Annotated in this window: 21 protein-coding genes; 10 read left to right on the plus strand and 11 right to left on the minus strand. The window is 59.9% G+C overall.

Annotated elements, in window-relative coordinates:
- Positions 1 to 255: 255 nt before the first annotated feature.
- The 3 genes from dnaB (at position 256) to gyrB (ending at position 6,693) form a co-directional block, all read left to right on the plus strand.
- Positions 256 to 2,883, plus strand: coding sequence for a replicative DNA helicase (dnaB, locus tag D0N36_RS02245; protein WP_242478774.1), 2,628 nt, complete (start codon positions 256 to 258; stop codon positions 2,881 to 2,883).
- 304 nt (positions 2,884 to 3,187) lie between these two features.
- Positions 3,188 to 4,543, plus strand: coding sequence for a T9SS type A sorting domain-containing protein (locus D0N36_RS02250; RefSeq protein WP_116939428.1), 1,356 nt, complete (start codon positions 3,188 to 3,190; stop codon positions 4,541 to 4,543).
- Positions 4,544 to 4,704: 161 nt separating this feature from the next.
- Positions 4,705 to 6,693, plus strand: coding sequence for a DNA topoisomerase (ATP-hydrolyzing) subunit B (gene gyrB, locus D0N36_RS02255; protein ID WP_116939429.1), 1,989 nt, complete (start codon positions 4,705 to 4,707; stop codon positions 6,691 to 6,693).
- 204 nt (positions 6,694 to 6,897) lie between these two features.
- Here gyrB and rsgA read toward each other — a convergent pair whose 3' ends face one another.
- The 6 genes from rsgA to D0N36_RS02285 form a co-directional block, all read right to left on the minus strand.
- Positions 6,898 to 7,824, minus strand: a complete 927-nt coding sequence (gene rsgA / locus D0N36_RS02260; RefSeq protein WP_116939430.1) for a ribosome small subunit-dependent GTPase A — start codon at positions 7,822 to 7,824, stop codon at positions 6,898 to 6,900.
- 188 nt (positions 7,825 to 8,012) lie between these two features.
- On the minus strand, positions 8,013 to 9,263 hold the full coding sequence (locus D0N36_RS02265) for a 3-deoxy-D-manno-octulosonic acid transferase (protein ID WP_116939431.1): 1,251 nt from the start codon (positions 9,261 to 9,263) through the stop codon (positions 8,013 to 8,015).
- A 176-nt stretch (positions 9,264 to 9,439) separates the two neighbouring features.
- A complete protein-coding gene (locus tag D0N36_RS02270) occupies positions 9,440 to 10,078 on the minus strand; it encodes a peroxiredoxin (protein WP_116939432.1) in 639 nt (212 codons plus the stop codon).
- Between the two features lie 132 nt (positions 10,079 to 10,210).
- Positions 10,211 to 10,711 carry a Fur family transcriptional regulator gene (locus D0N36_RS02275; protein WP_116939433.1) on the minus strand — a complete coding sequence of 167 codons (501 nt, stop codon included), beginning with the start codon at positions 10,709 to 10,711 and terminating at the stop codon, positions 10,211 to 10,213.
- A 197-nt stretch (positions 10,712 to 10,908) separates the two neighbouring features.
- Positions 10,909 to 11,688: an enoyl-CoA hydratase-related protein gene (locus D0N36_RS02280; protein ID WP_116939434.1), complete on the minus strand. Its 780-nt coding sequence runs from the start codon at positions 11,686 to 11,688 to the stop codon at positions 10,909 to 10,911.
- 145 nt (positions 11,689 to 11,833) lie between these two features.
- Positions 11,834 to 13,117, minus strand: a complete 1,284-nt coding sequence (locus tag D0N36_RS02285; RefSeq protein WP_116939435.1) for an aspartate kinase — start codon at positions 13,115 to 13,117, stop codon at positions 11,834 to 11,836.
- Positions 13,118 to 13,264: 147 nt separating this feature from the next.
- Here D0N36_RS02285 and fbp point away from each other — a divergent pair, with 147 nt between their 5' ends.
- On the plus strand, positions 13,265 to 14,287 hold the full coding sequence (gene fbp, locus D0N36_RS02290) for a class 1 fructose-bisphosphatase (RefSeq protein ID WP_116939436.1): 1,023 nt from the start codon (positions 13,265 to 13,267) through the stop codon (positions 14,285 to 14,287).
- Positions 14,288 to 14,355: 68 nt separating this feature from the next.
- Here the strand turns inward: fbp and D0N36_RS02295 are convergent, their stop codons facing one another.
- The 3 genes from D0N36_RS02295 to yihA all read right to left on the minus strand — a co-directional run bounded on the left by D0N36_RS02295 (position 14,356) and on the right by yihA (position 16,157).
- The gene (locus D0N36_RS02295; protein WP_116939437.1) at positions 14,356 to 14,988 is read right to left on the minus strand and encodes a DUF5606 family protein; all 633 of its coding nucleotides are present in this window, start codon (positions 14,986 to 14,988) and stop codon (positions 14,356 to 14,358) included.
- A gap of 66 nt (positions 14,989 to 15,054) precedes the next feature.
- The gene (locus tag D0N36_RS02300) at positions 15,055 to 15,453 is read right to left on the minus strand and encodes an energy transducer TonB (RefSeq protein WP_116939438.1); all 399 of its coding nucleotides are present in this window, start codon (positions 15,451 to 15,453) and stop codon (positions 15,055 to 15,057) included.
- Between the two features lie 83 nt (positions 15,454 to 15,536).
- Positions 15,537 to 16,157, minus strand: coding sequence for a ribosome biogenesis GTP-binding protein YihA/YsxC (gene yihA / locus D0N36_RS02305; protein WP_116939439.1), 621 nt, complete (start codon positions 16,155 to 16,157; stop codon positions 15,537 to 15,539).
- A gap of 484 nt (positions 16,158 to 16,641) precedes the next feature.
- On the opposite strand from yihA, the gene D0N36_RS02310 reads away from it, so the two are divergent.
- The 4 genes from D0N36_RS02310 to D0N36_RS02325 all read left to right on the plus strand — a co-directional run bounded on the left by D0N36_RS02310 (position 16,642) and on the right by D0N36_RS02325 (position 21,377).
- The gene (locus D0N36_RS02310; protein WP_242478775.1) at positions 16,642 to 18,867 is read left to right on the plus strand and encodes an OmpA family protein; all 2,226 of its coding nucleotides are present in this window, start codon (positions 16,642 to 16,644) and stop codon (positions 18,865 to 18,867) included.
- A gap of 132 nt (positions 18,868 to 18,999) precedes the next feature.
- Positions 19,000 to 19,728, plus strand: a complete 729-nt coding sequence (gene ubiE, locus D0N36_RS02315) for a bifunctional demethylmenaquinone methyltransferase/2-methoxy-6-polyprenyl-1,4-benzoquinol methylase UbiE (protein WP_116939441.1) — start codon at positions 19,000 to 19,002, stop codon at positions 19,726 to 19,728.
- Positions 19,677 to 20,501 carry a type IX secretion/gliding motility protein PorT/SprT gene (gene porT, locus D0N36_RS02320; RefSeq protein ID WP_116939442.1) on the plus strand — a complete coding sequence of 275 codons (825 nt, stop codon included), beginning with the start codon at positions 19,677 to 19,679 and terminating at the stop codon, positions 20,499 to 20,501. Before ubiE ends, porT begins: the two co-directional genes overlap by 52 nt.
- 129 nt (positions 20,502 to 20,630) lie before the next feature.
- Positions 20,631 to 21,377 carry an SDR family NAD(P)-dependent oxidoreductase gene (locus tag D0N36_RS02325; RefSeq protein WP_116939443.1) on the plus strand — a complete coding sequence of 249 codons (747 nt, stop codon included), beginning with the start codon at positions 20,631 to 20,633 and terminating at the stop codon, positions 21,375 to 21,377.
- Positions 21,378 to 21,468: 91 nt separating this feature from the next.
- Here the strand turns inward: D0N36_RS02325 and D0N36_RS02330 are convergent, their stop codons facing one another.
- Both D0N36_RS02330 and cdd read right to left on the minus strand, forming a co-directional pair.
- Positions 21,469 to 22,113, minus strand: coding sequence for an alpha/beta hydrolase (locus tag D0N36_RS02330; RefSeq protein ID WP_116939444.1), 645 nt, complete (start codon positions 22,111 to 22,113; stop codon positions 21,469 to 21,471).
- 141 nt (positions 22,114 to 22,254) lie between these two features.
- Positions 22,255 to 22,749: a cytidine deaminase gene (gene cdd, locus D0N36_RS02335; RefSeq protein ID WP_116939445.1), complete on the minus strand. Its 495-nt coding sequence runs from the start codon at positions 22,747 to 22,749 to the stop codon at positions 22,255 to 22,257.
- 162 nt (positions 22,750 to 22,911) lie between these two features.
- Between cdd and D0N36_RS02340 the strand changes: the two genes are divergently transcribed.
- Together D0N36_RS02340 and D0N36_RS02345 are read left to right on the plus strand one after the other, a co-directional pair.
- On the plus strand, positions 22,912 to 24,276 hold the full coding sequence (locus D0N36_RS02340; protein ID WP_116939446.1) for a saccharopine dehydrogenase family protein: 1,365 nt from the start codon (positions 22,912 to 22,914) through the stop codon (positions 24,274 to 24,276).
- 44 nt (positions 24,277 to 24,320) lie between these two features.
- Positions 24,321 to 25,265 carry a hypothetical protein gene (locus D0N36_RS02345; protein ID WP_116939447.1) on the plus strand — a complete coding sequence of 315 codons (945 nt, stop codon included), beginning with the start codon at positions 24,321 to 24,323 and terminating at the stop codon, positions 25,263 to 25,265.
- The last annotated feature ends 19 nt before the right edge of the window (positions 25,266 to 25,284 follow it).

A 25,284-nucleotide genomic window follows, 5' to 3' on the forward strand; every position in this document is an offset into this window, starting at 1 on the left:
TTTGGGGTTTTGGGGGCTGGAAGTTGGGCTTAGCCGAGCGAGATTCTTCGCTGCGCTCTGAATGACGCTCAACCCCAACCTCTGAACTCAAAGAAACCTTTATCCCTGTTCCCGGATTGTAAAGCCCAGCCGTTAGCTTTGTAGCCCTTTGGCCGGACAGCTGCGTTGGGCCGGGAAGCCGGCCGCGAAAATACCCGTCGCGAAACTCGTCCGGTGTGCTTACCTTGTAGTGTATTATTTTAGATGAACGATCGGATGGATGACCGCCTCAAGCAAGCAGGTTCGAGGGCTAAAGCGGCCTGGAACAGCCGCCCAGCCCACCTGCCCCAGGGCGGGCCGGCGGGTAAGCTGCCACCCCAGGCGCTGGAGCTGGAGGCGGCCGTACTTGGGGCGCTCATGCTCGAAAAAGATGCCCTGACTACCGTCATCGACATCCTCAAGCCCCAGAGCTTCTACAAAGATGGCCACCAGCGCATCTTCAAAGCCATCCTGAACCTGTTCGATAAGTCGGAGCCGATTGACATTCTCACCGTCACGCACGAGCTGCGCGAGATGGGCGAGCTGGAGTCGGCCGGCGGCACCCACTACGTGGCCCAGCTCACGTTCAAGGTCAATTCAGCGGCCAACATCGAGTATCACTCCCGCATCATCACCGAAAACGCCATCAAGCGGGAGCTCATCAACATTGCCAGCACCATCCAGCGCGACGCCTTCGAGGACACCACCGACGTATTCAACCTGCTCGACTCCACTGAGCAGGCCCTGTTTGAAGTGTCGGAGTCGAATATCCGCAAAAACTTCGACGACATGCGCAGCCTGATGGGCAAGGCCATCAAGGAACTCGAAGAAAAGAAGGACCAAAAGGACGGCCTCACTGGTGTGCCCTCGGGCTTCTCTGCTCTGGATAGGGTAACGAGCGGCTGGCAAAACTCTGACCTAGTGATAATTGCCGCTCGACCGGGCATGGGCAAGTGTCTGGGCAAGGGTACCAAAGTGCTCATGTTCGACGGCACGCTGCGCAACGTGGAAGACGTGCGCGAAGGCGAGCTGCTGATGGGCGACGACTCAACCCCGCGTCGAGTGCTCAACATTGCCCGGGGCCGCGAAAACATGTACTGGGTGCGCCAGAATAAGGGCGAGGCCTACCGCGTCAACGAAAGCCACATTCTCTCGCTCAAGCGCAGCCGCACCGAGGGTCCGCACCGCCACGGCGACGTGCTCAACATCGAAGTGCGCGACTGGCTGCAGAAAAGCCCCAAGTTCCGCTCGAACTACAAGGGCTATAAGGTTCCCGTGGAATATGCGGCGCAGCAAGTACCCCTAGATCCATATTTTTTGGGCCTGTGGCTGGGCGACGGGTCTTCCGATAACTGCCGCATCACGGGTCAGGATCCGGAAATCATCGATTACCTGCACGAATACGCCGCCGCGCTGGATATGCAGGTGACGGTGGGCGTAGCTGAAAACCGCTGCAACAGCTACGGCATTACCCGGGGCCGGCAGGGTGGTAGCATCGCGCAGTATTCGGTGCAGGATGAGCTGCGCCAGCTGGGCGTACTCGGCGACAAGCATATTCCGCAGCAGTACCTGAGCAACAGCCGCGAAAATCGCCTGCTCCTGCTGGCCAGCCTTATCGACTCCGATGGCCACCTCGACCCGGTGAGTAACGGCTACGAAATCACCCAGAAAAACCACCGCCTGGCCCGACAGATCAAGTTTCTGGCCGACTCGCTAGGCTTCCGCACCTCGCTGAAGAAAAAGCGGGCCGCCATCAGCGCTATCGGCTACGAGAGCGAGGTGTACCGCGTCCGTATCTACGGCGACATCAACTGTGTGCCGGTGCGCGTGGCCCGCAAAAAGGCCCAGCCCTGGGCTTCGGTGGTCGATTGGCGCATGACCGGCATTTCGGTCGAATTCGACAAGGAAGACGACTACTACGGCTTCAGCATCGACGGCAACCGGCTGTTTCTGCTGGCCGACTGCACTGTGACCCACAACACGGCTTTTGTGGTGTCGGCCATGCGTAATGCGGCGGTCGAGTTCAAGAAGCCCGTGGCCATCTTCTCGCTCGAAATGTCGTCGCTGCAGCTTGTGAATCGTCTGATTTCGGCCGAGGCGGAGCTGGATTCGGAGAAAATCAAGAAGGGCAACCTGGCCGACCACGAGTGGGCCCAGCTCAACCACAAGATATCCAACCTCTCGTCGGCCCCAATTTACATCGACGATACGCCCGGCCTCAGCATCCGGGAGCTACGCACCAAGTGCCGCCGCCTTAAGGCCCACCACGATATTTCGATGATTATCATCGACTATCTGCAGTTGATGACCGGCAACACCGACGGCAAGGGCGCTGGCAACCGTGAGCAGGAAATTGCCAGTATCTCGCGGGCGCTCAAGGGCATTGCCAAGGAGCTGAACGTGCCCGTACTGGCCCTCTCGCAGCTCTCGCGCTCGGTGGAAACCCGCGGCGGCGACAAGAAGCCCCAGCTCAGTGACCTGCGTGAATCGGGCTCCATCGAGCAGGATGCCGACATGGTAATCTTCCTCTACCGCCCCGAGTACTACAAAATTACGGAGGACGAGATGGGCAACCCCACCCAAGGCACGGGCGAGGTTATCATCGCCAAGCACCGGAACGGCTCCCTGGAAACCGTGCAGCTCAAGTTCATCGGTAAGTTCACCAAGTTCGCCGACCTCGACGGCGCCGGCGGCTTCGATGATGGCTTCAACCCCAGTTCCTTCCCTACCAGCACTTTCGACGACGACCAGTCCGGTTTCGCCCCCAACACCATCCGCCTGGGCTCGCGCATCAACAACGACTCGCCGCCGCCGGCCCAACCCTTCCCGCGCAGCAACTTCGACGACGGACCGCCGCCGTTTTAAAAGCCTGTCCGTAACGTCCCGGTGCTTCCGGGCTCATTACCCCGAATCCCGGTCTCACTAAAATGCCACACGCCTGCTGCCACAGCGGGCGTGTGCATTTTAGCGAGACCGGGCAGGCACAGAACACGGCTGAATGGCAGCAGAAGCGGTGGGGGATTAGCGGGTGATTTCATCTAAATACAACTATATTGAAGCCTAGTTAAGTATAGCTCGTTTGCCCGGCAGGCGGCCCCATCCCGAAAGCAATCCGTCTGAAACTGCCATTTTATTTCACTCCTTAATTCCACCTTTTTCCCTTTTCAATATGAAAATAGTTGTACAACTCGTTGCCGGTTTATTGCTGACTACTGCCACTGCGCAGGCCCAGTGGGTAACCCAGCCGTTTAGCTTCGCGCAGCCGCAGGCTGCAGCGGCCTACACCGATGCCATTGATGCCAACACGGCCTGGGCTATGTCGAGCGCGCTGCTGGCGCCCTCTGCGGCCAATGTGCGCACCAACCAGGTTGCCCTCACCGTTAATGGGGGGCAGAATTGGACAGTACGGCAGGTAACGGGCATCGGCAGTTCCGAAACGCTTACCAGTATATCGGCCATTAGTGCCACTACCGCGTGGGTATCGACCTTCCGCACCGCTAGTGGCGGTGGCCGGGTGTTCAAGACCACCGATGGGGGTCTTACCTGGGTGGTGCAGTCCACGGCTGTCATGTTCAGCGAGGCCAACAGCTACCCTAACTCGGTATACTTCTTCAATGCCACCAATGGCATGGTGATGGGTGACGTGGACGGGCGCAACGGCGGGGGCCTGGAAATTTATTACACCTCCGACGGCGGCGCCACCTGGACCCGCTCGGCCAACGTACCTACCGGCACCGCCGGCGAATACGGCACCTACTCTCCGGTTGCCGCGGTTGGTAATTCCATTTGGTTTCCCAACAACGAAGGCGACATCTTCCGGTCGAAAGACCGGGGGGTAACCTGGCAGGTAGCCAAGCAGATAGTCCCTTCCGGCGACCCGGTAAGCACCCTCGCCTTCCGCGACGAGCTGAACGGACTGGCAGTGATACCCTCGGTCAACGATACACAGCACGAACTCTTCAGCAGTGCCGACGGCGGTGCTACCTGGACCCGGCTTACCTATACCGGCCCGCTGCACGGTTTTGGCCTGGTTCGGGTACCGGGCAACGGCAACTACCTGTCGGTGGGCCTCGACTTGGGCAACGGCGACCAAGGCTCATCATACAGCCAGGATAACGGCAAGACCTGGATCCGGCTGGAAAGCACAATCGACCACCTGTTCGTGGATGCCGCCAGCCCTACAGCTGTGTGGAGCGGGAACATATCGGCTACCGGAACGGGCGCCAACAAGCTAACCAGCCCCGTGCTGAGTGCCCGCGGGTCTACGTTGGTGTTGGGCGCCAGCCTCAGCCCCAACCCCAGCGCCAACGGGCAGTTCCGGGTGCAGTGGCCCGCAGCGGCCCACACCGGGGCAGCTACGCTCACGGTGTTCGATGTGCTGGGCCGCCAGGTGCAGCGTCGCACCTTCGACATCTCGCGCGGGACCGAAACCAAGCTTGACCTGAGCGGCGAGAAATCCGGCATTTATCAGGTGCGGCTGGAGTCGGGCAGTGGCGTAAGTCAGCTGCGGGCACAGGTCCAGTAGCACTGGTTCTAATCCAATAAAAAGCCTGGCTTCCGTCCCCGTAGGCCGGGCTTTTTTTGGCCCCTTGCTACCACACGAAACCGGCCCCGGCGCTGGCAAAAACCGGATTTTTTCGGTATCTTTGCCTACTTACGCACTTCGCGCTGAACCCCCTCTGACACATGAGCGAAATCACTGAAAAAGTAGCCCCCGCCGAGTACTCGGCCAATAGCATTCAGGTACTCGAAGGGCTCGAAGCCGTGCGCAAACGCCCGTCGATGTACATCGGCGACACTGGCATTAGAGGCCTGCACCATCTGGTGTGGGAAGTGGTCGATAACTCCATCGACGAAGCCCTGGCCGGCCACTGCGACACGATCCACGTTACCATCAACGAAAACAACTCCGTTACCGTCCGCGACAACGGCCGCGGCATTCCCGTCGATTTCCACGAGAAGGAAGGCCGCTCGGCCCTCGAAGTGGTGATGACCGTGCTGCACGCCGGCGGCAAGTTTGATAAGGACTCTTACAAAGTATCGGGCGGCCTGCACGGCGTGGGCGTGAGCTGCGTGAACGCGCTCAGCCAGGACCTGAAAGTAACCGTGCGCCGCAACGGTAAAATGTACGAGCAGGAGTACAAAATCGGCATTCCGCAGTACCCAGTGCGCGAAATCGGGACCACCGACGAGCACGGCACCCAGGTGGAATTCCTGCCCGACGACAGCATCTTCACCGAGAGTGTGTACAAGTACGTCACCATTGCTGGCCGCCTGCGCGAGCTGTCGTACCTGAACAGCGGTATTCGCATCACGCTTACCGACCGCCGCGAGCCCGGCGAAAACGGGGCCGAGTTTCGTGGTGAGGAATTTTACTCGACGGGCGGCCTGGCCGAGTTCGTGCAGTACCTCGACGGCACGGAGCGCCATGCCCTGATGCCGGCCCCCATTCACGTAATCAGCGAGAAGGGCAACACGCCGGTGGAGGTGGCCCTGCAGTACAACGATTCGTACCAGGAGAACATTTTCTCCTACGTCAACAACATCAATACCCACGAGGGCGGTACCCACGTGGCCGGCTTCCGCTCGGCCCTCACGCGCACGCTCAAGGCCTACGCCGACAAGTCGGGCAAGCTGGAGAAGGCCAAGGTGGAAATCTCGGGCGAGGACTTCCGCGAGGGTCTGACGGCCGTTATTTCGGTGAAGGTGCAGGAGCCCCAGTTCGAGGGCCAGACCAAAGCCAAGTTGGGTAACAACGAGGTGAACGGTGCGGTGAACACCGCGGTGGGCGAGATTCTGGCCCAGTACCTGGAGGAGAACCCTAAGGAAGCCGGCATCATCGTGGAGAAAGTAATTCTGGCTGCCAAGGCCCGGATTGCCGCCAAAAAGGCCCGCGAAATGGTGCAGCGCAAGTCGGTGCTCGGCTCCACCTCGCTGCCCGGCAAGCTGGCCGACTGCTCCGAGTCGGACCCCGCCATCTGTGAGATTTACCTGGTGGAAGGTGACTCGGCCGGTGGAACTGCCAAGCAGGGCCGCAACCGGGCCTTCCAGGCTATTCTGCCGCTGCGAGGTAAGATTCTCAACGTGGAGAAGGCCCAGGAGCACCGCATTCTGGAAAACGAGGAAATCCGGAACATGATTACGGCCCTGGGCGTGAGCTTCGGGGTGGCCGCCGATCCGGAGAACGGCATTGAGGCCGATTCCAAGGCGCTCAACATCAAAAAGCTACGCTACCACAAGGTCATCATCATGACCGACGCCGACATCGACGGCTCCCACATCCGGACGCTGATTCTGACCTTCTTCTTCCGCTACATGCGCGAATTAGTGGATAAGGGCTACATCTACATCGCCCTGCCGCCGCTCTACCTCGTGAAGAAAGGCAAGGAGGAGCGCTACTGCTGGACCGAGGAAGAGCGCGTGGCCGCCCAGGAAGAACTGGGCCGGGGTAAGCCCGAAACCGTAAACGTGCAGCGCTACAAGGGTCTGGGCGAGATGAACGCCGAGCAGCTCTGGAGCACCACCATGCAGCCCTCCACCCGCTCGCTCAAGCAGGTAAACGTGGACTCCGCCGCCGAAGCCGACCACCTGTTCTCGATGCTGATGGGCGACGAGGTAGCCCCCCGCCGCGACTTCATTGAGAAGAACGCCAAGTACGCCAAGCTGGACGTTTAAATTTGGAGTTGTTAGTTGAGAGCTGTTAGCTTTCGTTCTGGCAGTTTACATAAAAAAGCGCCAATCCGTAATGGGTTGGCGCTTTTCGTTAGCGTGCTATGCCGAAGAACGGGTAGGGTGCGGGGCTTGCCCCCGCCCGCCGTTGAACGGTTCTGCCAGATTCGGTCAACGGCGGGCGGGGGCAAGCCCCGCACCCTACCCGTTCTACTTCCTGTTATCGTCCGCCTGCTGCATGCTTACATAGCTGTCGTAGCGGGGGAGGGCAATGCGGCCCTCGTCTACGGCTTCGCGCACGGCGCAGCCGGGCTCGTGCAGGTGCTGGCAGTTGTGGTAGCGGCACTGGTTCAGCAGGGCGCGCATTTCGGGGAAATAATGGGCCAACTCGCCGGCTTTCATGTCCACGAGGCCCAGCTCCTTGATGCCGGGCGTATCGATGAGGTAAGTGCCAGGGCGTACTTCGAGCATTTCGGCGTAGGTGGTGGTGTGCACACCTTTATCAGAAAACTGGCTGATTTCAGCCGTCTTCAGGTCGAGGTCGGGCACCAGGGCGTTGATGAGCGTGCTTTTACCCACGCCCGAGTGGCCCGAGAGCAGCGACACCTTCCCATCGAGCAGGGCATCAACATCTTCCAGACCCTCGCCGGTGTGAGCCGAGCAGCGCAGGCCGGGGTAGCCCAGGCGCTCATACAGCTGCTGAATCTGGCCCTGATAGTCGTTGAGGTCGTCGTCGTAGAGGTCGGTTTTGTTGAAGATGAGCGTGGTGGAAATGTGGTAAGCCTCGGCCGTTACCAGAAACCGGTCGATGAAGCCGAACGAGGTGGCCGGCGAGGCCAGTGTTACCACCAGCAGGGCCTGGTCGAGGTTGGCGGCCACGATGTGGGCATGCTCGGTTTTGTGTACCGAGCGGCGGATGATGTAGTTGCGGCGCGGCGCAATGTGGTGAATGACGCCCGCGCCCTCGGTCTGTTCTTCTACCGTAAACTCCACCTCGTCGCCCACGGCCAGCGGGTTGCTCACTTTCAGGCCCTGGTTTTTGAACTTGCCCCGCAGCCGGCAGTGGTGGAACAGCCCAGTGCTGATTTCGCGCACCACATACCACGAGCCGGTCGATCTGACAATGATTCCGGTCATGCCCAGAGAAATGTTGAGGTGGTTATCATAGGTAGAATTTGACGGGCGCCGGGTGTGCTGGCACAGGGTAAGCGGCTGATGGCAAAAGACATTTGGGGTAGTAAGGAAACAAGGCCGGAGCGGGTTATGCGCTGACGCCAGCGGGCCTCCTGCACATCAGGCGTGCTGGAGGCCCGGCGCCACCTGCTTTATTTCACCGGCTCGCCCTGCACCCAACCCATAATTTTGCGGGTAGCGCCGCTGTGGTCGTGCACGTAGTCGAGGCTTTGGTCCTGCACCTGCAGTCGGGCTTCTTCGCGGTAATAAAGGAGTCCGAAGGCCTTCAGCAGCTCGTCGGTTGAAGTTACGGGGAAGGCGCACCCCAACTCCACGAGGTCCTGGGCTTCCTGAAACTTGTGGTAGGTGGGGCCAAAAAACAGTGGTAAGCCAAAGGCGGCGGCTTCGAGTGTGTTGTGCAGGCCCTTGCCGAAAGCCCCGCCAATGTAGGCGAAGTGGCCGAAGCGGTACAGGGAACTCAGCAGCCCCACGTTGTCGATGAGCAGCAGCCGGGCCTGCGCCACGGTAGCCGTCTTAGCCTGCGAGTAGCGTACCACCTGGCCGGGCAGCGTGGCCTCAACCCGGCGCAGGTTGGCCTCGGTTATTTCGTGCGGAGCCACAATAAAGCGCAACTCCTGCTGGTATTTCAGCAGCAGCGGCGTAAGAACGGCTATATCTTCGGCCCAGCTGCTGCCCACAATCAGCACCGGGCACCAGTCGTCGGTGAAGGCTTCGATCAGGGGCAGGTGGCGGGGCGGGGCTGAGGCGGTACGCACCACCGTATCGAAGCGGGTGTCGCCGGCTACGCTCACCCCACTCAGGCCGGCACCGCGCAGCAGTTCGGCCGAGGCTTGGTTCTGGGTGAAGATATGCGTGAAGAAGCTCAGGATACGGCGAAAAAAGCCACCCCAAGGATGGAAAAACACTTGTTCGGGCCGGAAAATAGCCGATACGCAGATGGCCGGAATTGCCCGGCGCTGCAGTTCACGCAGAAAGTAGTACCAGAACTCGTACTTCACGAACACGGCCAGCCGGGGCTGCACCGCATCCAGAAAAGCCCGGGCATTGGCGCCCGTATCGAGCGGCAGGTAAAACACGTAATCGGCTCCGGGCCAGTTGTGGCGCACTTCGTAGCCCGAGGGCGAGAAAAAGGTGAGCACCAGCTTATGCTCAGGATGTTCGGCCCGGTAGGCTTCCATGAGGGGGCGGCCCTGCTCGAACTCACCCAGCGAAGCGCAATGAAACCACACCAGTGGGGCCGTTTCCTGGCGCAGCTGCCCCTGTATGCGGCCCAGCAGCCCGCGCCGCCCGGCCGTCCAGGCGGCAGCCTTGGGCACAAAGGGGCTCAGCAGCTGTAGCAGCAGCGCATACAAACGCAGACCAAAAGAATATAACAGACGCAAGACGAAGCGAAAGGAAGCCAAAGCGGAACGGACAGCACGAAGCAGCCCACCACAAAAGTACGCCCTTCGCCTCACTATAAAGCAAAAGCCCCCACCCAACCGGGTGAAGGCTTGCTGAAGTGGCATGATAGAGGAAGTGAGAGGTCAGAATGCCTCTCTTACCTCTACCCTCTAACTTAGTGAGCGGCCTGCTTGCCAAGGTAGTTGGCTACGCCCTCGCGGGTGGCCTGCATCCCCTCCTTGCCCTCTTCCCAGTTGGCGGGGCACACCTCGCCTTTCTCCTCGAAGTACTGCAGGGCATCCACCATGCGCATGGCTTCGTCGATGCTACGGCCCAGCGGCCCGTCGTTTACTACCTGGTGGCGCACAATGCCGTCCTTGTCAATCAGGAACAGGCCGCGGTAGGCCATAGGCGAGCCGATGAAAGTCATTTCGCCCGCTTCGTTGTAGTCGTAGTGGCCGCCAAGCACGTCGTAGTTGGAGGCAATGGTTTTGGTCGCGTCGGCTACCAGTGGGTAGGTTACACCCTGTATGCCGCCGTTGTCGCGGGGCGTTTGCAGCCAGGCGAAGTGCGAGAAGTGCGTGTCGGTCGAGCAACCTACGATGGCTACGCCCTTCGCCTCGAAATCAGCCAGACGGTCTTCAAAAGCAATGATTTCGGTGGGGCAAACGAACGTGAAGTCGGCGGGGTAGAAATAGAAAATAACGTGCTTCTTGCCCAAATACCGGTCGAGGGAGAAATCCTCCTCGAATTCGCCATCAATAACGGCGGTGGCTTTGAAAGAAGGAGCGCGTTTACCAACAAGAACTGCCATGTGCTTTAAAACTTAAGGTTGAATGTGAACTACTAATAAACCGGACCGGTAAGCCCGTAAACTGACCACCACCCGAAGCCGGGCGGCAAATCAAAAAAAAACGTTTAAAAGAACTAGCGTCGTCGCCAGCCGTCAGGAGGGCTGCTTGGTCAGGCCGGCAGTAGGCAGACCGGCAGCGGGCAGGTCGGCCACGCGGCTGCCGGTTACGTGTAGCGAGAAGGAGTGGGGCTGGAAGCCCGGCAGCCCTTTGGCCGCAAAAAAATTCCGGATAAGCTCATCAAGCTGCGGGTCGCAGTAATCGATGATTTCCCGGGTGTCGGCGCAAACCAAATGGTGGTGCTCCGTACAGTCGGCGTCGTAGCGGCGGCGCGAGCCCTCGGCCGAAGCCACCCGGCGCGTAAGGCCAGCCACCACAAACGAGTCGAGCGCCTTGTACACAGTACCCAGCGACACCGACGACAACTGCCCGATTACCCGCTGATGCACCTGCTCGGCAGTAGGGTGGCCCGGCAATACCAGCAGACTCTCCAGAATCAGGAGACGCTGGCGGGTAGCGCGCAGGCCGGCGTCGGCCAACTGCTGCTGCAGCTGCTCAGGCGTAGGAGCCGGATGATGGGGATGATGCGTGTGCACAGGTAAGAATGATTCTCCGCAAAGATAAGGCTATAAGCGTTGCGAAAGAAAAAATGTTTCATTTGGAGCGTTTTGGGTAATGAAGTCCGGTAAGTTGTCATTCCGACGCAGGAGGAATCTGGGGCAAGCTGTTGAAAGCCGTTGTTCAACAAATTGCCCCAGATTCCTTCTGCGTCGGAATGACAACTTACTCACTGCTACCGCCCCTTAAACTCTGCCGGGCGCTTTTCTACGAAGGCCGCCATGCCTTCCTTCTGGTCTTCGGAAGCGAAGGTCATGTAGAAGTTCTTGCGCTCGAAGTGCAGGCCCTCATCGAGATGGGTTTCGAAGGCGCGATTTACCGATTCTTTGGCCAACCGGGCCGCTATCGGCGACATTTTGGCGATGCTCGCGGCCAGCCGGAAGGCTTCTTCCAGGTACTGGCCCACGGGCACCACCCGGTTCACGAGGCCGTGGCGGGCAGCCTCATCGGCCCCCATAGGCTCGCCGGTAAGCACCATTTCCATGGCCCGGGCCTTGCCAATGGCCCGGGTGAGGCGCTGGGTGCCGCCCGCGCCGGGCATAGTGCCAATGCGGATTTCGGGCTGCCCGAACTTGGCCGTTTCCGAGGCCACAATCATGTCGCAGGTCATGGCCAGTTCGCAGCCTCCGCCCAATGCAAAGCCCGACACGGCGGCCAGCAGCGGCTTGGTGGTGCGCCGGATCTGGTCCCAAATGCTGAACTGGTCAATCAGCAGCATATCGATGGCCGTGCGGCCGGCCATCTGCTTGATGTCGGCGCCGGCGGCAAAGGCCCGCTCGTTGCCTGCCAGCACAATCACGCGCACCTCGGGGTTCTGGTCGAGTTCCTTGAGGGCGGCGGCCACTTCCTGCATCAGCTGCAGGTTGAGGGCGTTGAGCTCCTTGGGCCGGTTAAGCTGGATCAGGGCCACCTGGGGCCGCGCCTGAGGCGTTACGAGGATGAATTCGGGAGTCATACGTAGTGCAAAAGCTGGAAGAATAGGAATAGCAAAGAACGTCATTCGGCGCGAAGCGAAGAATCTCGCGTGAACCATTGAGGTGTTGTTGCAGGACTTTACTGTGGCACGCGAGATTCTTCGCTTCGCGCTGAATGACGTTCTTTTAGCCCTGAATTTCCCCAACGCCCCGGCACACGAACTGAAATGTCTGGCGGGTGCGCTGCTCCAGCAGCAGCTCGCGGCCGGCCGTCAAGCGCTGCAGGCTGGGAGTATCGTAGTTTTTAATGGTGTAGAGCTCCAGGCCGGTATTGTAATGGATGGTAAACTGGTCGCGCAGCCGCGCCAGCAGCTGTTCGAGGCGGGCGGGCACAAAGTCGGTGCATACCGAGAAGCTGATAGCCGAGTTCTGCATGAGTCGGATTTTTAGCCGCACCTGCGCCAGCACCCCGAAAATCACCTCCAAGTTTTCCTCCGAAATAAAATCCAAACCCTTCGACTCAAAGGAAATCAGGCACTGGTCGGCTTTGCGGATGAAAGCCGGTACCAACAGGCCGTGGCGGCAGTCGTGAATGCGCGTACCCTCAGCGGCCGGGTCAAGGAACGACTTTACTAGCAGTGGAATACTGCGTACGGCCAGTGGTTTAATGGTTTTGGGGTGAATGACCGAGGCGCCGTAATAAGCCATTTCGATAGTTTCCTGGTAGCTGATTTCAGGATAGCACACCGTATCGGCGAAGATCTTCGGGTCGGCATTGAGCAAGCCGGCCACATCTTTCCAGATGGTGACCGACCCCGCGCCCAGGCAGTAGGCCAGAATGGCGGCCGTGAAGTCGGAACCCTCGCGGCCCAGCGTAGTGGTGAGGCCGCCGGCCGTGCCGCCCACAAAGCCCTGGGTAACTACCGGCGGGCCCTGGGCCAGCCCTTCCAGTGGCAGCGCAGCCCGCAGGGCGGCCTCAGTGGCGGCCCAGTCGAGGCGGCCTTCGCGCCAGGTTTCATCGGTGCGGATGAGGGGGCGGCAGTCGAGCCAGCGGGCCTCCAGAAACGCGGCCACAATGCGTGTGGAAAGCAGCTCGCCGCAGCTTACTACCTGGTCGTAATGGCGGTCGAAGTCGGCGGTGGCTACCGTAGCGGCGGTGGCCAGTTGCGTTTCAAGCATGGTAAACAGCTCCCGCAACAGCTCGTCGGCGGGTAGCTGCAACTCAGTGGCCACGCCCATATGGAAGTCGCGCAGCGTGGCCAGCTGGGTAGCGTAGGGCTGGCCGGCGTGCGCCAGCTGCAACAGGGCCTCCAGGGCGTTGGTGGTTTTGCCCATGGCCGATACCACTATCACCAGCGGGCTTGGCCGGCCGTGCTCGGTCACAATGCGGCCCAGGTTGCGAAGGGCGGCGGCATCCTTCACTGAGGCCCCACCAAATTTGTAAATTTTTAGTTGCGCTGAGTCGTGCATGGCCCCAAATGTAGGGCCGGGGCGCGGCTTCACCTTCGCCGCGTCTGCAAACGATACCGTGAATACCGGAGCGAAGATTCGCTTTGGCCGCCCCGAATTGGTTACTTTTGGACTTTCCCCCCGAATCTAATCTTCCCACATCTTCTAATGGACAATCACGACAAGCTCGCCCTGCCCGTCGGCACCACCCTCGACCGCTTCATCATGCGCAAGCAGGAGGATTTCCCCTACGCTACCGGCGAGCTGAGCCAACTACTGCGCGATATTGCCTTGGCCGCTAAAATCGTCAACCGCGAAATCAACCGCTCGGGCCTTATTGATATTGCCGGCGCTTACGGCAACCGCAACGTGCAGGGCGAAGACCAGCAGAAGCTCGACGTTATTGCCAATATCCGCTTCATCCGCGCCCTGCGCAACGGGGGCGAGGTCTGCACTATCATCTCGGAAGAGGATGAGGAGATGATCCAGACCGGTAATACGCAGGGTAAGTATGTGGTAGCCATCGACCCGCTCGACGGTTCGAGCAACATCGATGTGAACGTAAGCATCGGCACTATTTTCAGCATCTACCGCCGCGTATCGCCCACTGGCAGCGAGGGTACGGCCCAGGACTGCATGCAGACCGGCACCCACCAGGTAGCAGCCGGCTACGTGATTTACGGCTCCAGCACCATGATGGTGTACACGACCGGTAATGGCGTGAACGGCTTTACGTATGAGCCCAGCCTGGGCGAGTTATTCCTCTCGCACCCCAACATTCAGATTCCTGCTACGGGCAAAGTGTACTCCGTAAACGAGGGTACGTCGGAGTACTTTTCTGAGGGGATGAAAAACTACGTAGCCTACTGCAAAGAGCAGAGCTATTCGGCCCGCTACATCGGCTCGCTGGTAGCCGATTTCCACCGCAACCTGCTCAAGGGCGGCGTCTACATCTACCCCGGCACAAGCAAAGTGCCCAACGGCAAGCTGCGCCTCATGTACGAGTGCAATCCGCTGGCATTTATTGTAGAGCAGGCGGGCGGCAAATCGAGCGACGGCCGCCGCCGCACCCTGGAGCTGGAGCCAACCGACATGCACCAGCGCTGCCCGGTATTCATCGGCTCAACCGAAATGGTAGAGAAAGCCGAGGAGTTTCTGGCTGCCGAGCTACTGCAGAGCGAGGCAAAATAAACGGCGCCCCGGCACCACAAAAAGCGCGCGCCGCTTGGGCCGCCGGCGGCTTTTTGTGGGTGCCGGACTTACTCGGCCTTTTTCTTGGGGGCAGCTTTCTTGGCGGGCTTGGCCACGGCGGCCTCAGGGTTACCGGGGGCAGTGTCGGCCTCGGGGGCGGCAATAATGCCAGCCGTGCTCATCGCCTCACCATCGGCGGGCTCGGCCAGTTTCTTGGCAGCGGTTTTCTTCTTGGGCTTCTGAGCTTCATCCGTAGTGGCCGCCTTAGGCGCCGCTTCCTCCGAGTCTTCGTCCTCGGTAGCCGGAGCCTGGTACTCGAGGCGCTGGCTGACGATGTTGTACCACTGCACCAGCTTCTTGATGTCGGACAGGTACACCCGCTCGCGGTCGTAATCAGGAATGATACCTTCCATAAACGACACCAGCTCCTGGTCGTTCGACTTACTGCTCAGCCTCAGCTCGGCGCCGTGCTGCTGATGAATCCGGTCAAATACCTCTGTCAGGGGAACCGTCTGGTCGTAGTCCTGGGTATAGATGGAAATTTCCTGGAGCAGCGACACCTTGTTCTGCGCGGCGGCTACCGAGCGGCTGCCCTTGTCGTTGAGGGCTTCGATGATAACGCCGGCGCGGGTAGGGCGAACGAGGCGGTACAGACCGGGCATTCCGCTGATGGCGGCAATTTCCTTCAGGTCGTAGGGCATAGCAAAAAAAGCAGTGGTTGAAGAGGCGAAGGTACGCAACGCCCACGAACGGGGCCCTGCGGCTGGCTACAGCTTAAAGGTGATGGGCAGACTGGTCAGTACGGCGTAGTCGGGCTTGGTGAACTTAAGCAGCCGCACCAGCCGCAGGGCTTCATCACCGCAGCCGCCGCCAATCTGTTTCACTAGCTTAATGCCCGAGAGCGTGCCATCGGTGTTGAGCGTGAAGCTGACGATACACTGACCCTGAATCCGGTTGCGACGGGCCATTACAGGGTACTTAAGCTGCTGGTTGATAAAGGCATACATGGCTTCCTGACCGCCTTCGTAGTATTCGGCTACCGGAATGGTTTTGCCCGAGTGGGCCGCTTCGGTAGCGGGGGCAGGGCTGGCCGTTTGGGCCAGGGCCGGGGCGGCCGGGAGGGCCAGCAGGCACCCAAGTCCAAGCAGATAAAATGCGTTATTCATCTTCAAATGAAACGAGATTGAGTTGAGAAAGAAAGGGTTGCCGCGACTCCGGCTGGTCGGCATGCTGCAAGAACGAGGCCAGCTTAGGCGTCGGCCCCGGCCTGGGCCGCTAGCTGCTGGTTGGTGTCGGCAACAAAGCCCAGCAGCTCTTCGCGGCCCATTTTGTCCTCGGCCGAGGTAACAAAGTATTGAGGCAGCTCGTCCCAGGTTTCCTGCATTTTTTCCAGGTACTGCACCACATTCTGGCTGGTACGCGACGACGACTGCTTGTCGGCCTTGGTGAACACCATAACAAAGGGCACACCTTCTGTTCCGAGTTGATCCATAAATTCCAGGTCAACGGCCTGCGGCGTATGGCGCGAGTCGAGCAGCACCATCACGCAGGTTAGGTTGGGCCGGTGGCGCAGGTAAAAGTTGATCATGCGGGCCCACTTGGCGCGGGCATCCTTGCTGATACGGGCATAGCCGTAGCCCGGCAAATCGACCAGGTACCACGCTTCGTTGATCAGAAAGTGGTTGATAAGCTGGGTTTTGCCGGGTTGCGACGAGGTTTTGGCCAGCCCTTTCTGGTTGGTAAGCATATTGATGAGCGACGACTTGCCCACGTTGGAGCGGCCAATAAAGGCGTACTCGGGCATCGTGGGAGCGGGGCAGTCTTCGGCCCGCGAATTACTCGTTAAAAATCTGGCGTCCTGAATAAGCATCTGGGGCAATTAATTGGAAAGGACAAAGGTAAATATTCCGGACGGGCCGGAAAGGCCCATCATTTTTTGAAGAAAAACCTTGTAGTTTATAAGGCTGGTCTATATTTGCACATTCGTCGGCTTCTGAAACCGGGGTAAAAGTTCCCCTACAGAAGCGGTATGTAAGCCTTAATTGCCCGATTCCGGTGGAATAGGATAGCACCAAGGCTGTATAATAAAATATCTATCTTTGCCCGCTAAACAGGCAGGCTGTTGGTTGGCGGAGTGAAATAAAGCGGCAAAAGGCGGTTTCCAGCGCCTGGGTTTCGCTTTTTTTGCCCGCTTTGTCAACTCTGCAGTTAAATTTCAGTAATAGGAGGCAACCCCTAAATTACCTCTGCGTAATTGGCGGTCGATACTCTCTCCCTTGCAACCCCCTCGTTTCCCTAACCCCTCCTCAATGGACAACTTAGTCAGAAGGTTATTAAAAGCCTCGTGTGCCGTCATGCTCACGACTGCAATGGCCCAGCCTGCCCTGGCTCAAAGCACCCGTCAGCAACTGAAAACGGCCAATAAGTTTTTCGGCCAGGAAAACTACCGCGCTTCGCTGCCTTACTATGAGCAGGTGCTGGCCAAAGACCCAAACAACGCCCAGGCGCTGTTCCGGGCGGGTATTGCTTACATGTCCTTTGATAAGGAGAAAGCCAGTGACTATATTTATAAAGCACAGCGTCTAAAGAAGAACGTAGCCAAGGACGTAGAGTACTGGCTAGGCCGGGTCGACCACCTGAACTACAACTTCGACGAGGCCATCTCGCACTTCCAGGCCTATAACGCGACGCTCAAAACCAAAGATAGCCGCAAGCGTGAGCTGGCGCAACTGATTCAGCACAGCAAGAATGCCAAGGTGCAGTTCAACAGCCCCAAGGATATTTTTGTGAAGAATCTGGGTCCAACCATCAACACACAGTGGTCGGAGCATAGCCCCGTAATCTCGGCTGACGATAAAATTCTGCTCTTCACCTCGCGCTCCGACAATATGAGCGCTGCTCCTGTTGTGAATGCCGACGGCAAAGCGACGGATAACAAGAAACTGGCCGCCGACGGACAGTACTATGAGAACATCTACGAGGCCCGCCGCATCGACGACGACAACTGGGATAAGCCCCGCTCGCTGAGCGGCGTACTCAACGGCAAGGGCCACGATGCCTCGATTCAGGTGTTCGACAACGACACCAAGCTGCTCATGTACCGCAACGATGAGAATGGCGACATTCTGTACGCGGAGAAAAGCGGTAGCGACTGGACCGAACCCAAGCGGCTGAACAAGAACATCAACACCCCGGCCTTCGAATCGGACGCCTATATCACGCCCGACGGCCTGACGATTTACTTCTCGACAGCCAAGTACTCGGAAGACGGTACGCTCGATATTTACTTCTCGACGCGCGTACCCGGCGGCGACTGGGGCCCGGCCAAGACGATTGGTAATGCCATCAACACGCCTTACGACGATGATAGCCCATATTTGAGCCGCGACGGCAAGACAATGTACTTCTCCTCGCGGGGCCATAACACCATGGGTGGCTACGACATCTTCAAGTCGGAGTACGACTCAATTGGCCGCAAGTGGGGCCGGCCCGAGAACATGGGCTACCCCATCAACACGCCCGATGACGATACGTACTACCGTCTGAGCCCCGATGCCTCTTACGCCTACCTGTCGTCGTACCGCATTGGTGGTTACGGCGAGAAGGACATCTACACCATCAACTACATCAAGAACGCCACCATTCGGGGCCGCGTGCTGGCCATGCAGGACAGCAGCGCCATTCCTGGTGCCGAGTTGGTGTTCAGCGGCACTCAGGCCGACAAAACGGCCCTAAGCTACCGCGACGTAAGCAAGCCGCTGACCGGCGAGTACCAGGTAAATGTGCTTTCGGGCCGGACGTATCAAGTGGCCGTAAGCAAGGATGGCAAGAACATCGAAACCCAGGAGTTTGCCGTTCCGATTTCGACCAACGACTCGACCGTAGTTGAGAAGGACTTCTACGTCAACTACATCGATACGACGGCGGCCAACATGGCCAACATCAACCCGATTTACTTCGACACCGACAAGTACACGCTGCGGCCCGAGTCGATTGTGGAGTTGAAGAAGGTGAGCGCGCTGCTGGCTGCCAACCCCGGCATCAACATCTCGATTGAAGGCAACACCGACTCGCGCAACACTGACGAGTACAACATTGTACTGGGCCAGAACCGTGCGAACGTAGCCTACAACTACCTTAAGAAGGCCGGCATTGCCGAAACCCGCATGGTAACCGTAAGCTACGGCGAGCGTCGTCCGGTAGCCCCCAACGATTCGCCGGAGAACATGCAGCTTAACCGCCGCACCGACTTCCGCGTGATTGTGAAGGAAGGCGAAGGCATGCCGAACATGAACCGTCCGGCTCCCGCTCCGGCTCCTTCGGGCGGCACGGGTACCGGTAGCAACATGGGCATGGGCACCACGCCAACCGTACCGCTGCAGCCCGGTAAGAGCAAGGTGAAGCTGGAAGACGGCACCAAGGTGAAAACCAAGGTTGACGAGGACAGCGACAAGGTGAAGGTGAAAACCAAGGGTCCTGACGACGAGAAAAGCAAGACCGTAACCAAGGACGGTACCATTGATGCCAAGTCCAAAGACGCGGAAGGCAACAAGGTTAAAGTGAAGACCGACAACGACTAACCGACTATTTTCTGAATGAAACGGGCGGGCCGGGCTATATGCCCGGCCCGCTTTTTTTTAACATAATGGGGCAAAAGCCGTTGTAATGAGGCAATTTTGCTCGCCCTTCTGCCGTTCCTTGCTCCAAGAGCCATGTCTGTAGTACCTTATAAAGATGACGCCGCCGACAAAAAGTCGCAGGTTGCCCAGATGTTCAACAGCATTGCGGGTAAGTACGACTTCCTCAACCACTTCCTGAGTGCGGGCACCGATATTTATTGGCGCCGTAAGGCCGTTGATGAGTTGAAGCAGCTGCGCCCGGCCCGTATCCTCGATATTGCCACCGGCACGGCCGATTTCGCCATCGAAACACTGCGCGCCGCCACTCCCGATGCTCAGATAACGGGCGTGGATATTTCGGAAGGGATGCTGGATGTGGGCCGCCGCAAGCTGGCGGCCAAGGGCCTAGGCCACCGCATCCGGCTGGAGCTGGGCGACTCGGAGAACCTGCCCTACGAAGACAACTCGTTCGATGCGGTAACGGCCTCGTTTGGGGTGCGCAACTTTGCCAACCTGGAGCGTGGCCTGATCGAAATGCGCCGGGTGCTACGGCCGGGCGGCAAGCTGGTAATACTGGAATTCTCCAAGCCCACGGCTTTCCCCATGAAGCAGGCTTACAACTTCTATTTCAAGAATATTCTGCCGGTTTTTGGCAAGCTTATCTCCAAGGACCGCGCCGCCTACACCTACCTGCCCGAGTCGGTGCAGGCCTTCCCGGACGGCCCGGATTTTCTGGCAATTCTACGCAAAGTCGGTTTCAACTCTCCTGCATGGCAACCACTCACCTTCGGAATCAGCTCCATTTACACGGCGCAAAAGTAGTGCGCTACACGTTGCTGGCGGCAGCTGTGCTGGCGCTGCCGCTAAGTGTAGCGGCCCAGAAAACAAGCCGTAGCCGGGCCAGTATCGGCCGTAATGGCCAGGTAAAGTCGGTTACGACCGACAACCTGCTGGGCTTTGACGACCGGCCGCTGCACCTGGGGCTGTACGTGGCGCCTAACTTCTCGCGCTACCTGATTGAGCAGGGCTTCGGGTATCCTGATCAAGAGAAAGTATCGGCTAACTCGATCATCAGCCCGGGCTTTTCGGTAGGCTTTCTGGGTGAGCTTCGGCTGGGCGAATACGGGGCGCTCACCTTTGCGCCCGGCGTAAGCTTCCTGACTCGCCGCATCGAGTTCAAGGACCAAGGCTATGTGCAGGATACGCAGCGCAACCCCAACGACCCTAAGGAAATCGAGGATCAGGAAATCGGCAGTACGCAGGTTGATTTCCCGCTGCTATTTAAGTTGAAGTCGCAACGGCGGCGCAACACGCGTGTGTACTTGGTTGCGGGCGTGAGGCCGAGCCTGAACATGGGAGGGCGCCGCAAAGACCCCGAGGTGAACCTGTTGCAGGCGGCTGATTCCGACTTCGCCATCGAGTACGGCGTGGGCCTCGATCTGTTCTACCCGTTCTTCAAGTTCTCGCCCGAGCTGCGCTTTTCCAACGGCCTGAAAAACCTCTATGTGCCCGGCAACGATGTATACAGCCGTAGCCTTCAGAGCATGAAAAGCAACACCGTTACGCTGTACCTTAATATCTGGTCGGGGCGGTAGGACGTTGATACGAATGAGAACGTTATGCTGGGCGGAACCGAAGCATGACGTGCTTATTCGTATCAGCGAGTTTCTAAATAGCTTCAATTATTTCACTCCCGGCCTCCTGATTCCTAGCTTCCTTCTAGAATGAAAACGGCATTTATTACCGGCGCTTCGTCGGGTATTGGGCGGGCAACGGCAGTGGCGCTGGGCCGCGCCGGCTTCAAGCTGGTGCTAACGGGGCGGCGGCTGGAGCGGCTGCAGGAACTGGCTCGCGAACTGGCCGATGTACCCACCCACCTGCTCACGTTTGACGTGCGCAACCGCGCTGCTGTGGAGGCGGCCGTGGCCAGCCTACCCGCCGAATTTGCCGATGTGGACGTACTCATCAATAATGCTGGCAACGCCCACGGTCTGGCCCCCATTCAGCAGGGCGACCCGAACGACTGGGATGCTATGCTCGACGGCAACGTGAAGGGGCTGCTTTATGTGAGTCGGGCCGTGCTACCGGCCATGACGCGCCGCAACACCGGCCACATCATCAATATCGGCTCTATTGCGGGCCACGAAACCTACGCCAACGGCAACGTGTACTGTGCCTCGAAAGCAGCCGTAGCGGCCCTCACCAAAGGCATGCGCCTCGACTTGCTGCCCCACCACATTCGGGTGGCTGAGGTGAACCCGGGTGCCGTAGAAACCGAGTTTTCGGAGGTGCGCTTTAAGGGCGACACCCAGCGCGCCGCGGGCGTGTACCAGGGCTACGAGGCCCTGCGTGCCGAAGATGTAGCTGACCTGTTGGCCTTTATGGTGACGCGCCCGGCCCACGTCAACATTGCCGAGGTTCTGATTCTGCCCGCTGCCCAGGGGGCTGCCACGGTTATCAGAAAGGAGTAGAACCGTTTTTTGACGAAGTAGGACGCCAGGTTGAGTTATTGGTCATACTCCATGGCCTGCCCCGGCTTCCTGCTGCGTCGAAAGAATGGCTTTAAACTGCCAGTTCCAGCAGTGTTTCCCGGTCCAGGGTATGCGTACCGGCAAAGCGGATCAACGTTGGCTCCACGCCCAGCCGGCGCAGAAACTCCTGTTGCTTCTGCAGGTCCTCATTTTTGATAAACTCGTCTTCGGTACCACAGACGAGCGTTACGGGCAAACCTTTCAGCAAGCGGGTAGCCACCGAAAAATCCATATCGGGTGGGAAGGCACCGGCCCAGAGGATGAGCTGTGCCGGCCGGAACGCGGCGCGGGTTAGCCAGCGACTGATGGTAGCTGCCCCCTGCGAGAAGCCCAGCACCGTAACGGCCGCATCGGGCGCTGCCTGGGGCAGAACGGTGGCTGCCAGCTGATTAAGATAGGCTATATAGTCGTCAATTTCGGCCAGCCGGTTTTCTTTGGTCATCCAGGTGGCACCTACCCGGCCGCCAGTGCCGTTGAGGTAAAAACGCGACAAGCCCTCGGGCGCGATAATGACCAAGTGCGGGTCGGCGGCCACCAAGGGGGCGAAATGCCGCACAAAATAGGCCGCCAGCTGCCCGTAGCCATGCGCCACAAACCACACCCGCCGCGTAGCCGCCGACAACTCGCCCAGCTGCTGATAGCGGGCCGTGCGCGCAACCGTAAGCGAGTGTTCCATAAAACGAGGAGGTAGCGAAACGGTAAGTTGATGCCCGGGCAGCCTGATGACGCAGCCACTATAGTCGCACTCGGGCTGCAGATAACGCCGTCAGCGCTTTTGTGACCATCATTTTGCCTGAAAAAGCAACCCTCCAATGGCCTATTTGGCCTTTGGCAGGTCGTCGGCGTTGAAGCCGAAGGGAAGCAGGGCAGAGAGGGAGGGGAAACGGTAGATACTGCCATCGGGGCCGGGCAGCAACAGCGGAATGGACTGCTCCTGGCGCTGCTCGTACTCGGCCATTACCTGCCGGCAGGCTCCACAGGGGTTGGCAGGCCCAAAGTCGCCACCAGCAGGGCGGGCCGCTACCGCCATGCCTACAATGCGGCGCTGAGGCTGCGAAACGGCCAGCCCGAATAGCGCCGTACGCTCGGCGCACAGGCCCGAGGGGTAGGCGGCATTTTCCTGGTTGGAACCCCCGAATATAGTACCATCATCGAGCAGCAGGGCCGCGCCTACCTGGAAGTGGGAGTAAGGGGAGTGAGACGTGGCCGTGGCAGCCTGGGCAGCCTGCCAGGTGGCCGTTTCGGCCGACGTCAGTTCGGCTTCGGAAGCCAGTATGTCGGCCGTAATAGTCAGGGTAAGGGTGTGGGCCATGCGGGGCAAAGGAGCGGGTGCCGCAAGCGGCTCCGGCAAAGTGAAAAGGGGCGACGAATGTACGGTTTTTTGCGAGAATGGCGGATAAATGGGGTGGTGAGTGTTTACCAACTCACTCAATGCCTGTTTCCCTATCTTGCCGCCCCACCCACTCACCCACTTATGTCGCGTATTCTGCTGCTGGGAGCCGGCCGTTCGGCTTCTTCGCTTATTAAATATCTGCTGCACCATGCTCCCGCCGAAGGTTGGCAGCTGACCGTAGCCGACGTGCAGCCGGCGCACCTAGCGCCGGTGCTGGCCGCCCACACCGACTATGCCTGGGCCGTACCGTTCGATGTACACGATGAAAACCGGCTGGAAGAGCTCGTAGCCGAAGCCGACGTGGTCGTATCGATGCTGCCGGCTTTGTTTCATGCTCCGGTAGCGCGGGCCTGCGTGCGGCACCGGCGGCACCTGGCCACGGCCAGCTACGTAAGCGACGAAATCCGGGCGATGGGGCCGGCAGCCGAAGCGGCGGGCGCCACGCTGCTCATGGAGTGCGGCCTCGACCCCGGCCTCGACCACATGTCGGCCATGCGCGTGCTGGCCGAAATCCGGGCGCAGGGCGGCCGGGTCACCTCGTTCAAATCGTACTGCGGAGGCCTTCTGGCGCCCGAGGCCGAGGCGGGCAACCCGTGGCGCTACAAGTTTACCTGGAACCCACGCAACGTGGTGCTGGCGGGCCAGGGCACGGCCAAATACCTGGAGCAGGGCCGGCTGCGTTTCATTCCATACCAGCAGCTGTTCACGCGCCTCGAAACAGTGGCCGTGCCCGGGTTCGGCGAGTTCGAGGGCTACGCCAACCGCGACTCGCTCAGCTACCGCGCCCCCTACGCGCTGGAGCACGTGCGCACCATGTTGCGCGGCACGTTGCGCCGGCCGGGCTACTGCGCCGCCTGGCAGCAGCTGGTGCGCCTGGGCCTCACCGATGATGCCGTGCAGCTGGGCAACCCCGCCAGCCTGACCTGGGCCGAGCTGGTAGCTGCCTATCTGCCGCTGCCGACCACCGCCGGCCAGCCCTTGGCCGCCCGCGTCGCGACGCACCTGAACTTGTCCCCTGAATCGGTAGAAATGCAGCAATTGGGCTGGCTGGGGCTGTTTGATGATGTGCCGGTGGGCCAAGCCGATGCCACGCCGGCCCAGCTGCTCGAAAAGCTGCTCACCGAAAAGTGGGCCCTGGCGCCCACCGACCGCGACATGATTGTGATGCAGCATCAGTTCGAGTACGAGCTCGACGGGCAGCGCCACGGCCGTACTTCGTCGGTAGCAGTACTGGGCGACGATGCTACGCACACGGCCATGGCCAAAACCGTGGGCCTGCCGCTGGGCATGGCCGTGCGCCGGCTGGCCACCGGGCAGCTCCGGCAGCGGGGCGTTGTCATCCCAACTTTGCCCGAACTCTACGAGCCAATCCTGGACGAGCTGGCCGCGGATTACGGTGTCGTCTTCGTGGAAGAGGAGCAAGGAGTGCTAGGCGGGCCGCAATAAGCGGTCAACTCTGCAGTTATAGCACCCTGACAAACCAACTTTCTATGCAAAACTACCTGCGCCTGCGGGCCCTGTTATTGGGCCGGCAGCTGCACGAGCTGGGGTGGTGGCGGCTGCTGGTACTAGGGACGCTGCTGGGGCTGGCGACGGCCCGGGCGCTGGTCACGGCGGCTACGCACCCCACGCTGGTGTGGGCCGTGCCGCTGGTGGTAGTGCTGTTCGTGTTCAGCCTGCACCGCCGCCGCGCCGATCTGACTTTTCTGCACCTCGCTGCACCCAGATTTCGAGATTGGCTGGTAGTGGAATACGCTTTGGGCAGCCTGCCGGTGGCGCTGGTGTTGCTGGGCTGGGGCCGCACTGTGCCAGCTTTGCTAACAGTGGCCGGCGCGGCTGCATCTGCGTTGGTGCCGGCCGCCGCCGCCCCCGCGAGCCGGGCACGGCAGCCGACGTGGTTTCGGAGCGTTGCTTTGAGTGGGTGGGCGTGGGCCGCCGGCGGTGCTGGGGCTGGCGTGGCTGGCGCTGCTAGGCGCGGCCATAGCCACCCGCGCTGGCGGCACCGGTCCGGCCCTGGCGGTGCTGGCCTGGCTGCTGCTCACGCTGGAAACGTACGGTCGGCCGAGCCCTGGAGCTGGCTGCTGCCGGCCTTGCGGACGCCGGGCGCTTGGCTACGGCAGCGGGTGGGGTGGGGGCTGTTATATTTCGGCCTCTCGGTGGCCCCGCTGGCGGCGGTGCTGGCCCTGGGCCCGGCTGGGGCGGGTGGCACGGCGCTGGTGCTAGGCTGGTGCGCCGTCGTCCTGACGATGGTTGTGCTGGCCAAATATGCGTTTTACCCGCACGCCACGCTGGGCCGTCTTACTCAGGCTGGAGCAGTAGTGGTAGGGCTGTCGGTTCTGGGCAGCAATCCGGCCTACTTAGTGCTGCTGCTGTCCTGCTTTCTGGGTTTGCTGCTGAAAAGCCGGAGCCGATTGGAGCAGTACAGGGAAGCGTGAATTCAGTTGGCAGAACGTC

The organism is Hymenobacter lapidiphilus (assembly GCF_003417065.2).
Taxonomy (GTDB): domain Bacteria; phylum Bacteroidota; class Bacteroidia; order Cytophagales; family Hymenobacteraceae; genus Hymenobacter.